The organism is Xanthobacter versatilis, assembly GCF_043193975.1.
GTDB lineage: Bacteria > Pseudomonadota > Alphaproteobacteria > Rhizobiales > Xanthobacteraceae > Xanthobacter > Xanthobacter autotrophicus_E.
The window spans coordinates 55422-68834 of the sequence record NZ_JBAFVB010000004.1 but is presented as its reverse complement, the minus strand read 5'-3'; the positions used below and the strand labels follow the sequence as shown (position 1 = coordinate 68834).

General features: G+C 68.8%; 11 protein-coding genes. 6 read left to right on the top strand and 5 right to left on the bottom strand.

What is annotated here, in order from left to right; all coding sequences use genetic code 11:
• Nucleotides 1–29: 29 nt before the first annotated feature.
• Together V5F66_RS10040 and V5F66_RS10035 are read right to left on the bottom strand one after the other, a co-directional pair.
• Nucleotides 30–1016, bottom strand: a complete 987-nt coding sequence (locus tag V5F66_RS10040; protein ID WP_394053824.1) for a YVTN family beta-propeller repeat protein — start codon at nucleotides 1014–1016, stop codon at nucleotides 30–32.
• A gap of 53 nt (nucleotides 1017–1069) precedes the next feature.
• Nucleotides 1070–2332, bottom strand: coding sequence for an ABC transporter substrate-binding protein (locus tag V5F66_RS10035; RefSeq protein ID WP_394053825.1), 1263 nt, complete (start codon nucleotides 2330–2332; stop codon nucleotides 1070–1072).
• 177 nt (nucleotides 2333–2509) lie between these two features.
• Here V5F66_RS10035 and V5F66_RS10030 point away from each other — a divergent pair, with 177 nt between their 5' ends.
• The 3 genes from V5F66_RS10030 (at nucleotide 2510) to V5F66_RS10020 (ending at nucleotide 4686) form a co-directional block, all read left to right on the top strand.
• Nucleotides 2510–3085, top strand: coding sequence for a DUF3280 domain-containing protein (locus V5F66_RS10030; RefSeq protein WP_394053826.1), 576 nt, complete (start codon nucleotides 2510–2512; stop codon nucleotides 3083–3085).
• Nucleotides 3086–3163: 78 nt separating this feature from the next.
• On the top strand, nucleotides 3164–3700 hold the full coding sequence (locus tag V5F66_RS10025; protein ID WP_394053827.1) for an SRPBCC family protein: 537 nt from the start codon (nucleotides 3164–3166) through the stop codon (nucleotides 3698–3700).
• Entirely contained in the window at nucleotides 3700–4686 is a 987-nt protein-coding gene (locus V5F66_RS10020) for a YVTN family beta-propeller repeat protein (protein WP_394053828.1), read from the top strand. Before V5F66_RS10025 ends, V5F66_RS10020 begins: the two co-directional genes overlap by 1 nt.
• 201 nt (nucleotides 4687–4887) lie before the next feature.
• Here the strand turns inward: V5F66_RS10020 and fae are convergent, their stop codons facing one another.
• Entirely contained in the window at nucleotides 4888–5397 is a 510-nt protein-coding gene (gene fae, locus V5F66_RS10015) for a formaldehyde-activating enzyme (RefSeq protein WP_011995711.1), read from the bottom strand.
• Between the two features lie 577 nt (nucleotides 5398–5974).
• Between fae and V5F66_RS10010 the strand changes: the two genes are divergently transcribed.
• From V5F66_RS10010 to mutS, 3 genes are all read left to right on the top strand, one after another.
• Nucleotides 5975–6181, top strand: a complete 207-nt coding sequence (locus tag V5F66_RS10010; RefSeq protein WP_041574977.1) for a hypothetical protein — start codon at nucleotides 5975–5977, stop codon at nucleotides 6179–6181.
• A 142-nt stretch (nucleotides 6182–6323) separates the two neighbouring features.
• Nucleotides 6324–7277, top strand: coding sequence for a zinc metalloprotease HtpX (gene htpX, locus V5F66_RS10005; protein ID WP_394093775.1), 954 nt, complete (start codon nucleotides 6324–6326; stop codon nucleotides 7275–7277).
• A 155-nt stretch (nucleotides 7278–7432) separates the two neighbouring features.
• A complete protein-coding gene (gene mutS, locus V5F66_RS10000) occupies nucleotides 7433–10198 on the top strand; it encodes a DNA mismatch repair protein MutS (protein WP_394093774.1) in 2766 nt (921 codons plus the stop codon).
• Between the two features lie 202 nt (nucleotides 10199–10400).
• Here mutS and V5F66_RS09995 read toward each other — a convergent pair whose 3' ends face one another.
• Entirely contained in the window at nucleotides 10401–11783 is a 1383-nt protein-coding gene (locus V5F66_RS09995; protein ID WP_011995715.1) for a hypothetical protein, read from the bottom strand.
• A gap of 153 nt (nucleotides 11784–11936) precedes the next feature.
• Nucleotides 11937–13232, bottom strand: coding sequence for an adenylosuccinate synthase (locus V5F66_RS09990; RefSeq protein ID WP_041574978.1), 1296 nt, complete (start codon nucleotides 13230–13232; stop codon nucleotides 11937–11939).
• Nucleotides 13233–13413 lie beyond the last annotated feature (181 nt).

Sequence of the window (13413 nt, the reverse complement as noted above, 5' to 3'; positions counted from 1 at the left end):
ATGCTGAGGCCGTCGTGAAAGACTGCCACCTATTGGGGCGAGACCACAACGCCCCACGGGGCACCGCCGACCTTGATGGATTTCACCACCTTCAGCTCCGGCACGTCGATGACGGACACGTCGTTGGAATTGCCGTTGGTGGTGAACAGCAGCTTCTCGTCGGGGGTGAAGGCGAGCTGCCATACCCGCTGGCCCACGAGGAGATATTTCTCCACCTCGAAAGTCTCGGCATTCACCACCGCCACCCGGTTGGCGGGACCGAGCGCCACGAAGGCGCGCTTACCATCCCTGGTGATGCGCACGCCCACGGGCTGGATGGATTCCTTGGACACGCCGGGGATCTTGAAATCGATCTTCCTGATGATCTGGCGGGTCTGCGGGTCGATCACCGAGACCGTGCCGCCCACTTCCGCCGACACCCACAGGCGCTTGCCGTCGGCGGAGAATTCGGCGAAGCGCGGGCGCGCGTCCACCAGCACGTTGCCGATGATCTTGTTGGTCTTGGTGTCGATGAAATGGGCCATGTTGGTGGTTTCGGAGGTGGCCACCAGCGTGTTCCCGTCCGGGCTCACGGCCATGCCTTCCGGCTCGGTGCCCACCGGCACCTGGGCGATCACCTTGTTGGCCTCCACGTCGAGCACGGTGACCTGGTTGTCGTCCTCGTTGGCGATGTAGAGCGGGTTGCCGGTGGGATGCAGCGCGAACAGCTCCGGATCGGGACCGGACTTCAGCTTCCGCAGGATCTTGAGGGTCGCGGGATCGATCACCTGCACCGCGTGGTCGTCGCTGGCGCAGACATAGACCGCCTTGCCGTCCGGGCTGATGGTGATGCCGCGCGGGCGCCGGCCCACCTTCACCGTCTGCTTCACCTCCAGCGTGGTGGAATCGATCACGCTGATGGTGTTGCCCTTCTCGTTGGACACATAGACCGTATAGGCGGACGCGGCGTCGGCGGCGAGCAGCGCGGCGGCGCCGGCCAGCAGCGCGGCAAGCCGGCGGAGACGAAGAAGGGTCATGAAGTGTCCTCCCGGACGGTGGCGCTTTTCGCGCGCTGTCATTTCAGGCCGCGTCATTTCAGGCGGCATCGGGATTCGCCCTCGTCGGTGCCGAGGGTGTCGAGGGGGGTGCGCTGGTGCAGGAAGCCGTCTTCCGGCGCCACCGAGACGATGTCGAGGGGCTGCGCGATGAGCAGCGGCTGGCGCAATTGCTGGTCCCACGGCCGGATGCTCACCGGCACGCCCTTGAAGGCCGCGAGGCTGAAATCCGGCGTGCGCAGGAAGGCGGCAAGGGTGGCGGGGTCGGCGCTTTTGGTGCGTGTGGTCGCCTCGCCGATCATGCGCGCGGCGACCCAGGCCTGGTAGTCCGCCGGCCGCATGGTGCGGGAGGCCGAGCGCAGGAAGCGGCTCTGCAATTGCGCCGAGCCCCAGGCATCCTGCGCCGGATGCCAGGTGGAGGCGGTGAGACCCTGCGTGCCCACCACGAGGCGCGGCTCGTAGGTGCGGAAGGGAATGTAATTGCCGAAATCGTTGGCCTCGTCCGCCACCACGATCACGTCCGCGTCCACGCCCCGGCTGAACACCAAAGCATCGGAACGGGTAATGCTGTCGGAGCGCTCGCGCCCCAGCGGGCCGAAGGTCCAGGGCTTGTCGGCCACGATCTTCAGCCCGAACTTCTTCGCCGAGCGGCGCAGCGCCTCGGCATAGAGGGCGTCCGCCGGCTGCGGGCCGGTGATGAGGAACAGCTTGGTCCAGCGCTTGGTGGCGAGGAACTGCACCAGCGCGTCGGTGAGCATGGCGCGGCTCGGCGCCACGTGGAACACGTTGGCCCGGCAGTCCTGGGCGCGCAGGGCATCGTCGGTGGCGCCCACGTTGAACACGACGGCGCCCTTGTCCTTCACCGCATCGGCCACCTTGAGCAACTCGGCACCGGGCAGGTTGACAATGAGGAGGCGGGTGCCGTTCGCCACCAAGGCGCGGGCGGCCTCCGCGGGGTCGTCGTCCTCGGCCAGCGTGGTGGTCTCAAGGGCGAAGCTCTGGCCGGTGAAGAGGCCGGTGGTGGTGTTGTCCTTCAGGGCCAGTTCCGCGCCAGCCACGGCCTCGTCTTCCGGCACCGCCAGGAGGTCGTAGAGCGGGGGCGGCGGCACGGCACGGGTGATGAGGCCGATGCGGATATCCAGCGGCTTCGCCTCGGCGTCGGGCTTGGCCGCGGCTGGCGCCGTGGCATCCGCTTGCGGCTGCTGCGCCTGTGCCAGACCGAGGCCAGCCACCGGGCACAAAGCCGCCGCCGCGAGCAGCACGGCCGGTAGCAGCGGGCGAACAACGCGGATCAGCATGGGGCCAAAATCAGCATCGCTTGAGCAGGGTCCGGTACGATCACGTCCGAAGAGGCGAAGATCTAGACACCATCGTCTGAGGGGTGCAACCGAATAGATCTAAGAAAACAATAAGATGTTCCCGGCTTGCCACGCCCGGTGCGGCTGTGACACCCTCACCCCGAAAAGGTTGGCGCCATGTGGTGTGCTTACAAGGGTCTTCAAACCGCCCGGCGTGTCGGCGCGGGCCTTGCCGTAGCGTTGGCCATCTCTTGCGCCTTCGCAGGGGTGCTCGCCTGCGGGCCGGCGGCGGCTGCGGGCGTGCCCACCGCCGTGTTCGGCTTTGAATTCTTCGATGATACCCTCGACACTCGGCCCGACGTGCTGGCCGAGCAGGCGGCACGCCTGAAGCTGGTGAATGCGGAGCTGGCCCGGCTCATCGCCGAATCCGGCGAGATGGCGCCGGTGGACCTTAAGGGCGAGGCTGCACGCATCGCCGAGCTCGGGCCCTTCTACAAGTGCAACGGCTGCGAGGCGGAGATTGCCGGCGCCGCCGGCGCTCAGCTCGAGGTGCTCGGCATGGTGCGCAAGCTTTCCAATCTCATCCTCACGTTCACGATCCGGGTGAAGGAGGTGGGCGGGACAGAAAGGTTGGTGCGCGGCGGACAGGTGGACATCCGCGGCAACACTGACGAATCCTGGCTGCGCGGAGTGCGCTACCTGATGAAGAATCGCATCCTTGCGCCGGACCAGCCGCCGCTCGACCCCAGATAGGACCGCCGCTCGCCGTCGGCGCATTTGCACAAGACTACGGCCCGGGGAACGGGCCGCACCATCGGAGGAACGTGTTTCATGAAGCTGTTGCTTGCCGCCGCCGCGGCGTTTTCCCTTGCGCTCCTGCCCGTCGCCGCCGACGCGCACGGCCCCACCCGCAAGAAGGTGACGGAGACCGTCGAGATCAACGCCCCCGCCGAGAAGGTGTGGGCCGCCATCGGCAATTTCCAGGACATGAGCTGGCATCCGGCCGTGACCGCAAACACCGGACAGGGCGGCAATGCCATCGACGCGACCCGCAAGCTCACGCTGCAGGGCGGCGGCACCATCGACGAGGTGCTTTACAAGTTCGAGCCTGAGCAGAAGAGCTATTCCTACCGCATCGCGGAAGTGGACGTGAAAGTCCTGCCGGTGACCAATTATTCCTCCACCATCACCGTCACGCCCATCGACGCCACCCATTCCAAGGTGGAGTGGCGCGGCGCCTTCTATCGCGGCTACCCCAACAATGATCCGCCGCCGGAGCTGAGCGACGAGGCCGCTATCGCCGCGGTGACCGGCGTCTATCGCGGCGGCCTCGACGCCCTGAAGGCCAAGCTGGAAAAGGGCTCCTGATGGGGCTGAAGGCGAGGGGGGCTGTCGCCGCCCTCGCGCTCTTGCTGGGTGCTGCCGCTTCTGTCGCTTCCGCTGCGGCGGAGGAAGCCTTCGTCACCGACCAGCCCGGCAACGAGGTGGCGGTGGTGGATCTGCGCGGCACGGACGGGGCGCCCGCGCGTCTCGTCGCCCGCATTCCCGTGCCCGGCCAGCCGGCGGGCGTGGCGGTGTCGCAGGACGGCCGGCGCGCCTTCATCACCAGTCCCGAGGGCAAGGCCCTCAGCGTCATCGATACGGCGGCGCGCAAGGTCATCGCCCGCATCCCTCTCACCGGCGGTCCCCTCGGCGTGGCGGTAGCCCCGGCCGGACGTCCGGTCTATGTGGCCGACTGGTACGGCGCGCGCCTGCTGGTGGTGGACCCCGACAAGCCCGATGAGATCCACACCGCGCCTGCCGGCGCCTCCCCCTCCGGCCTCGCGGTGACGCCGGACGGTGCCTTCGTGCTGTCGGCCGACCGCGACGACGACGCCGTCTCTGTCATCGACGCTGCGCGGCTGGAGCGGGTGGCGGTAATCCACGTGGGCAAGCGGCCGTTCGGCATCACCCTCTCGGCGGATGGAACGCGCGCCTATACGGCCAATGTTGGCTCGGACGACGTGAGCGTCATCGATGTGGCCGCCCGCGCGGTGGTGGCCACGGTGAAGGTGGGATCGCGGCCCTATGCGGTGGCGCTGACCGGACGCCTTGCCTTCGTCACCAACCAGTATGCCGGCACCGTGAGCGTGTTCGACGTGGCGACGCTGGAGCCGCGGGGCCTCGTCCATGTGGGCGAATATCCCGAAGGTATCGCCGCCGGCGCCGATGGCCGGCAGGTCTATGTGGCCAACTGGTTCGACAACACGCTCTCCACCATCGACGTGCAGACCCTGAAGGTGGTGGCGACGGTGGAGGTGGGTGAGGGCCCCCGCGCGTTCGGCGCCTTCATCCGGCGCGACGCGAAACCTTGATATCGTCGGCCCCGGTCATTGACCGATGCCGAGCGGGTCCGCTCACAGGCCATCGGTCAAGCCGTGCCCAAAAAGAAACGACCGGCGGGGATGCCACCGGTCGCTTCAGACTTACTTGTTGAAAAATAGGGCGGCCAACCGCTGAAGCAGACCCTTCGGCATCGCCGGAAGGTCGCCGCTCTGCCCAGGGTGGTTTCCGCTCTAGGCCGCCGCGAAGGGGTGCTTCACCAGATCGCGCTGCTCGGTCGCTTCCTTGGCGGAGGGGTAACCCGCCACGGCGCGCTCGATGGAGAGCTTGGTCGCCTCGTAGTTGTACTGCTGGATCTTGGCGTCATCCGCCGCTTCCCAGTGGATGAACACGCCGACGGAGATATAGAGGTCGTCGGCCTCGTCCACGGGGATGGTGCCTTCGGCCACCGCGTCCTGCACCGCCTTGGCGACGCCGCGCTGCGCGGGTCCGAACATCTGCACCGCCTGCCGCGCATCCTTGATGGTCACCTTGTTGAACAACAGGGTGTTGGGCTTGCAGGGCATGTTGGGGGCGAGCACCGCGAGAAGCGAGGTGAAGCCGTCCTTGTTGTTGGTGAGGCTGTTGCAGAACGCCGTCTCGGCGGCGCTGCCGCGCGGCCCGATGATGAGATCGATGTGAGCCACCTCGTTGCCGTCGCCGACAAGCGCTTCACCGATCAGAACCTTGTTAATCTTAGCCACCTTATGCCCTCCCTCGTAGATCGAACAGGGATGACCGCCCCGAAGGCATTCCGGGAAGCGGTCATATGCCGCCTACCCTTGTTGTCAGCGCCCGGCAGGAGTGCCGAACCGGTTCACCAGATAGCGGCGGGACACTAGCCGAGCCCGCCTTCGCCAGCAAGCCGGCCGCAAGGGGAAACCATGCGGCACTGCAGCGAGAGCGTTGTTGCCCTCGAAACGCGCAAATCCGCAGATTTTGCTGCGGTCATGATCGGTTAGAAGACGTTATTGGGGCTTCCCCCCGCTTTCATGGCAAGATTGGCTGGATAAACGTGCCGACCCTGAGCGTGGCTTGAAGCCGCAGCCGCGGTCGTTCGCCACGCCCGGTGAGAAGATCCGGGTTCCAAGAGAGTCTGGCTGCAAAGCAGCTGTCCTTGGCATCGTATTTGCCTTGCAGTGAATGCTGAGAAGTTCATAAGAAGACCGGCGGTAGATCACGATAATACCGCGAGCCAGAGGTAAACTGCCGGTGCGAGGCAGTGGGACGGAAAACGGAAGGGCGGCAGACCCAGCACAGCCAAATGGGGAAGTCACCGTCATGTTCGTCGTGCTTTATGCGTGCCTGATCACCGCGCCGGCCACCTGCCGGGAAGAGCGGATCAATGTTTCGGTGGAGGTGGCCGCGCCCACCGCCTGCATGATGTCGTCGCAGTTCACCATCGCCCAGTGGAGCGAGGAGCATCCCCAGTGGCAGGTGGGCCGCTGGAAGTGCGTGCCCGCGAGCCGCCTTTCCCGCGACATCTGAGCCCGCGCCCGGCCGGCGCGTCTCCAGGACGGCTCCCGCGAAATCCGGGCGTCCGACCTCTCCATCGGACCTCCCCTTGCGTCGGTGTGGCCGCCCTCCCATCCTTTAGGTCGAGGCGCGGCTCGCGCGTCGGGAGGACGGGATGAATCACCTGAAGACGGCGATCCTGCTTGCCGGCCTCACCGCCCTGTTCATGGCGGTGGGCTTCGCCATCGGTGGGCGGGGCGGCATGATGATCGCGTTCGTGGTGGCGTCGGCCACCAACCTGTTCAGCTACTGGAATTCCGACAAGATGGTGCTGCGCATGTACGGCGCGCGCGAGGTGGACGAGACCACCGCGCCGGACTTCGTGCGCATGGTGCATGAGCTGGCGCGCCGGGCCGACTTGCCACCGCCGCGCGTGTTCATCATGGACAATCCGCAGCCCAACGCCTTCGCTACCGGCCGCAACCCGCAGAATGCCGCAGTGGCGGCCACCACCGGCCTGCTCCAGTCCCTCAGCCCCGAGGAGGTGGCGGGGGTGATGGCGCACGAATTGGCGCACATCAAGCACTACGACACCCTCACCATGACCATGACCGCCACCATCGCCGGCGCCATCTCCATGCTGGCGAACTTCGGCCTGCTGTTCGGCGGCGGCAACCGCAACAATAACAACCCGTTCGGCGCCATCGGTACCATCCTGATGGTGATCCTGGCCCCGCTCGCCGCCATGCTGGTGCAGATGGCCATCTCCCGCTCGCGGGAATATGAGGCCGACCGGGGCGGTGCCGAGATCCTGGGCCGGCCCATGGCGCTGGCATCGGCACTGGCGAAGATCTCCGGTGCGGCCCACGAAGTGCCCAATTATGAGGCGGAATCCAACCCCGCCACGGCCCATATGTTCATCATCAATCCCCTGTCGGGGGCGCGGATGGACAATCTCTTCTCCACCCATCCGGCGGTGGAGAACCGCATCGCCGCCCTGCGCGCCCTGTCGCAGCAGATGGGTAGCGGCGGCTTTGCGCCCGGCCCGTCTCCCGCGGTGCGGCCGCCGGGCGGCAACCCGTGGGGTGGCGACCCCGGGGGTGGCCAGCGCCGCGGTCCGTGGGGGTGAGGCGAGGCCCGCGCCGTCCGGTCCTTTAGCGCCCGCGTTCGGATCGAAGCCGGACGTTTCCGCCCGCGGCCCTGTGCGGCGCCATCCCCGTATTTCCTGTCGATGCCGGGCGCGCGTGCGCTGACAGGGCGCGGACCGCCCGATACCGTGCGCCCATGAGCCCAGACCGCGCCCGGACCGCCACCCCAGATCTTCCGCAGGACTCCCCCGAGGCCGCCAGCGCCGCTCCCGCCCCCGCGCGGGCGGAGGAGGCGCGTGTCACGCCCATGATGGCGCAGTATCTGGAGATCAAGGCGGCCAATCCGGACAGCCTGCTGTTTTACCGCATGGGCGATTTCTACGAGCTGTTCTTCGCCGACGCGGAAGCCGCCTCGCAGGCGCTCGGCATCGTGCTGACCAAGCGCGGCAAGCACCTGGGCGAGGACATTCCCATGTGCGGCGTGCCCATCGACCGCGCCGAGGAATATCTGCACAAGCTCATCGCTCTGGGCTTCCGCGTGTCGGTGTGCGAGCAGCTGGAGGACCCGGCGGAGGCGAAGAAGCGCGGACCGAAATCCGTGGTGCGGCGGGACGTGACCCGCCTCGTCACCCCCGGCACGATCACCGAGGACGCGCTGCTGGATGCCCGGCGCGAGAACGTGCTGGCGGCGCTCGCCCGCGTGCGGGCCGGATCGGGGCCGGAGGATTTCGCCTACGCGCTGGCCTATACCGATATGTCCACCGGCAGCTTCCGGGTCGCCGCCACCGCGCGTGACGACCTCTCCGGCGACCTCGCCCGCCTCGATCCGGCGGAGATCCTGGTCTCCGACGCGGTGCTGGACGACGGCGAACTGCGCGCGCTGCTGCGGGCCTTTCCGGCGGTGACGCCCCTGCCGCGCCAGTCCTTCGACGGGGCGGGGGCGGAAAAGCGCCTCGCCGATTTCTTCGGCGTGGCGGCGCTGGATGCCTTCGGCACCTTCGCCCGCGCCGAGCTGATCGCGGCGGCGGCCATCGTCGCCTATGTGGATCGCACCCAGCTGGGCGCCAAGCCGCTGCTCTCCCGTCCGGTGAAGGAAGCGGAAGGCGGCATCATGGCCATCGATGCCGGCACGCGGGCCAATCTGGAGCTGGTGCGCACCACCTCCGGCGAGCGGCGTGGCTCCCTGCTCGCCGCCGTGGATCGCACGGTGACGGCGGCCGGGGCGCGCCTCGTCGCCCGCCGCATCGCCGAGCCGCTCACGGACGTTGCCGCCATCCGTGCCCGGCACGACGGCGTCGCCCATCTGGTGGAGGAGGGCGAACTGCGGCGCGAGCTGCGCGCCCGGCTCTCCCGCGCCCCCGACATGGCCCGCGCCGTCACCCGCCTCGCCCTCCAGCGCGGCGGCCCGCGCGACCTTGCCGCCGTGCGCGATGCGCTGGACGGCGCCCTCGCCATCGCCGGCCTGTTGAGCGGGGAGCCACCGGCGGACCTTGCCCGCTCGGTGGCGGCGCTGGCGCGGGTGCCCCATGCCCTGGTGCTCGACCTCGCCTCGGCGCTCGCCGAGAGCCTGCCGCCCCACCGCCGCGACGGCGGCTTCATCCGCGAAGGCTGCGACGCCGAGCTGGATGCGACGCGTGCCCTGCGCGACGAGAGCCGGCGCGTGGTGGCGGCGCTGGAGCGGCGCTATGTGGACGAGACCGGCGTGCGCGCCCTGAAGATCCGGCACAATGCGGTGCTCGGCTATTTCGTCGAGGTCTCCGCCCAGAACGCCGACCGCCTGCGCGAGGCGCCACACGACGCCGTTTTCGTCCACCGCCAGACCATGGCGGGGGCGGTGCGCTTCTCGTCTGTCGAGCTGGGCGATCTTGAGAGCCGTATCGCCAGCGCCGGCGAGCGGGCGCTGGGGCTGGAGCAGGCCATCTTCGACCGGCTGGCTGCCGCCGTGGTGGCCGAGACCGAGACCATCCGCGCCGCCGCGGAGGCGCTGGCGGAACTCGATGTGGCTGCGGGCTTTGCAGAGCTTGCGGCGGTGGAGAACCATGTGCGCCCGCACATGGAGCCGGGGGTCGCCTTCGCCATCGCCGGCGGGCGACATCCGGTGGTGGAGCAGGCCCTCGCCAAAGAGGGCGGGCCGTTCGTGCCCAACGATTGCGACCTCTCCCCGCCGGAGGGGTTCGAGGACGGGCGCATCGTGCTGGTCACCGGGCCGAACATGGCCGGCAAGTCCACTTTCCTGCGCCAGAACGCGCTCATCTGCGTGCTGGCGCAAGCCGGCGCCTTCGTGCCCGCCCGGTCCGCGCGCATTGGCGTGGTGGATCGGCTGTTCTCCCGCGTGGGCGCGGCGGATGACCTCGCCCGCGGACGCTCCACCTTCATGGTGGAGATGGTGGAGACTGCCGCCATCCTGAACCAGGCCACCGCCCGCTCCCTGGTCATCCTCGACGAGATCGGGCGCGGCACCGCCACCTTCGACGGCATGTCCATCGCCTGGGCCAGCCTTGAGCACCTGCACGAGGTGAACCGCTGCCGGGCGCTGTTCGCCACACATTTCCACGAGCTGACCGCCCTGTCCCAGCGCTGCAAGCGGCTCTCCAACGCCACGGTGAAGGTCACCGAATGGCATGGCGACGTGATCTTCCTGCATGAGGTGGTGCCGGGGGCGGCGGATCGTTCCTACGGCATCCAGGTGGCCAAGCTCGCCGGCCTGCCGGAGGCGGTGATCACCCGCGCCAAGGCGGTGCTGGCGGAGCTGGAAGCGGCCGAGCGCGCCTCTCCGGCCCAGAAGCTCATCGATGACCTGCCCCTGTTCGCGGTGCGCCCGAAGCCTGCGGCCGCCGCGTCAGTGGACCCGAAGGCCGAGGTGGCGCTCGCGGCCCTCGACGGCATCGACCCCGACAGCCTGAGCCCGCGCGAGGCGCTGGATGCGCTCTATCGGCTGAAGGGCCTCCGGCGCGAGGGGTGAAGGCACAGCCCGGATTGTCTTTTCCGCCACTGCCCGCCCATTCCCACCACCGTCGCCTTCCGGCTTGACCAGCGGGCTCAACTCACCACGTGAGCCGGTGGTGGCGTGCCGGAAGTGTTATTCCAGTGGCAGTCCCGGACGTCCGGCCGAGCCGGGCTGCGATGGCGCGCGATCGCCCGTCGATGGCGGGCGTTTCAGCCCGTCAGCCGCCGTTCTGGGTCGCCGGCGCGGCCGGCTGGGCCGGCGGGCGCTGGAGCAGTTCGCCCCAGGCGGAGAAGGCATCGTTGAAGGCCTGCTCGCCGGCGGGGCCCTTCTCGAAGGCCAGGACCGCCTTCTTGTTGTTGGTGTAGGTGATGAGCGTATCCAGCCACGGATAGGCCTGCAGCAGCGTCACGTTGCGCTGGCGGTCCGCAGGCTTCTCGGACAGGCCGACCAGGAACAGGGTGGGGTTCACCCGCACCGCGAGGCCCGCCAGCGGTGTGCCGAGGGCCTGCTGGTTCGGCTTCATGCGCACCGCATCCACATTGGAGACGCCGCCGAAGGGGAAGTCGTCGGGCAGCTTGAAGCCGATCTCGATGGTGTGGGAGGCCGGCAGGGTCTGGTCGGTGTTGCGGCGGAGCACGAAGCTCATGTTGATCTTGCGCTCGGGGATAACCACGTCACCGCGCAGGCCGATGTCAGGGGGAAGGCCGGGGCCGGCGTTGACGGTCTCGGTCTTCCAGACCACGGTGCCCTCGAACACCTGCGGCTGGGCACCGCCGGGGGTCTCCTCCAGCAGCACGGCGCGGGCGGGACCGCCGCCGGCCCGGGGCGCGGCGGCCGGGGCGCGCCGGGCGGCATCGCCGGAGGCGCGCACCACCCGGTCGGAAATCTTGGGCTGGTCGCTGGAGCCGGAAGCGGCCGGTGCGGCGGCGCGCTGCTCGGAGGAGCCGCCCAGGAACATGTCACGATTCACCACCGCGAAGGCGATGCCGCCCAGCACCAGCAACGCGAGCGCCAGCCACAGGGCGAATTTCTTCCAGGAGGGGCCGCCCTCCCCATTGGTGGAGTGGCGGGCGCCGTTGGCGGCGGCGACCCGGCTGCGCACCTCGCCGCGACCGCGCACTGGCGGGCGGCTGTCGGCCTCGGCGTCGTCCTCTTCCTCCTCGCTGCGCTGGCGGGGCGGCAGGCGGCGCTCGGCACGGCCATTGGATTCGGGCGCGGGAGCGTGCGGTTCGGCCGGCGCGGCCGGCGGCGGGCGCAGCAGATCCCTGGCGGTGGGCGGAGCGGCAGGCGCATGGGCGGGAGGCTCAGGCGCGGCAGTCGGCTCCGCCTCCTCCCGGTCCTCGGGGGCGGCTTCGGCCTCGTCCTCGACGGTGTCGGCTGAATTGTCCTGCTGGGCGTAGTCGGCCTCGACCCGGCGGATGGCCTCTTCGAGGCTCATGCGCTCGCGGGTGATCTCGCCCTCTGGCAAAGGCGGGTCCACCCCGCGCAGCTGGCGCATGAGGGCCGTGCGGGCCCGGTCATAGACCGCGCGCCGACCCTCCCCGGTCTTCTGGGGCAGGCTCGAAATCGCGCGGACCAGCAACGGGTAGTAGTCAGCCATGAGAGACGTGCGCTTCGCCTTGAGCCGTTAGGGCAGCTTGCCATGACACAAGGTCATGAAAGACGCCCTATCGCATTTATATGCTGCATTTCCTGGACGCGAACCGCAGTTCGCGCCGCGTGAAATGCTCCGGATCCGCGTCACGCCCGAAGATCAGGCCTGAAACGGATTGTGGACCAGAATGGTATCATCGCGCTCCGGGCTGGTGGAGAGCACGGCCACCGGACAGCCGATGAGCTCCTCCACCCGTCGCACATACTTTACCGCCTCCGCCGGCAGGTCCGCCCACGAGCGTGCGCCAGCGGTGGAATCCTGCCAGCCTTCCATGGTCTCGTAGATGGGCTCGGCGCGCGCCTGCGCCCCGCTCTCCGCCGGCAGGTAATCGATTTCCTTACCGTCAACCCTGTAGCCGACGCATACCTTCAGTTCGGTAAACCCGTCCAGCACGTCGAGCTTGGTGAGCGCGATGCCGTGGATGCCACAGGTGCGCACCGTCTGGCGCACCAGTACCGCGTCGAACCAGCCGCAGCGGCGGGCCCGGCCGGTGACCACGCCGAACTCGCGGCCCTTGCTGCCCAGGGTCTGGCCCACTTCGTCGGTCAGCTCGGTGGGGAAGGGGCCTTCGCCCACGCGGGTGGTGTAGGCCTTGGTGATGCCGAGCACGTAATCCAGAGCGCCCGGGCCGATGCCGGTGCCGCTCGCCGCCGATCCCGCCACCGTGTTGGACGAGGTGACGTAGGGGTATGTGCCATGGTCGATGTCGAGAAGCGCGCCCTGCGCGCCCTCGAACAGGATCTTCTTGCCGTCGCGCCGCGCCTTGTCGAGCAGTTCCCACACCCGGTCCATGAAGGGCAGGACCTTGGGGGCGATGGCGAGCAGCTCGGCCACCAGGGCGTCGCGGTTCACCTCTTCCATGCCGAGGCCGCGGCGGATGAGGTTGTGGTGGGTCAGCAGCCGATCCACCTTGGCCGGCAGGGTGGACGGGTCGGAGAGGTCCACGAGGCGGATGGCGCGACGGCCTACCTTGTCCTCATAGGCCGGGCCGATGCCGCGCTTGGTGGTGCCGATACGCGCACCCTCAGCGGTGGCGCTCTCGCGCAGGGCGTCCAGCTCGCGGTGCAGCGGCAGGATGAGCGGAACGGTTTCGGCGATGCGCAGCCGGTCGGGACCGATCTCGACCCCCTGGGCGGCGAGGCGGGCGAGTTCGTCCACCAGCGCCTGCGGGTCCAGCACCACGCCGTTGCCGATCACGGAGAGCTTGCCGCCGCGCACCACGCCCGAAGGCAAAAGGGAGAGCTTGTAGGTGACGCCGCCGACGACCAGCGTATGGCCCGCATTGTGGCCGCCCTGGAAGCGGACCACCACGTCCGCCTGCTCCGACAGCCAATCGACGATCTTGCCCTTGCCTTCGTCGCCCCATTGGGAGCCGACTACCACCACGTTGGCCACCTTAAGGCGCCTCCCGGTCCGGCGCGGGTGCATCGCAACGCACGCGCGCACAAAGGAAAGCCCCGGCTCAGGTCCGGGGCGTTACGAATGCGTCTTACGGGATCGGCGCTGGCGAGGCAAGGTAAACGAGGCGCAGCGCGCGTGCGGAAGGCGGCGCGTGGCAAAGCCGTTGGCGCGGGCA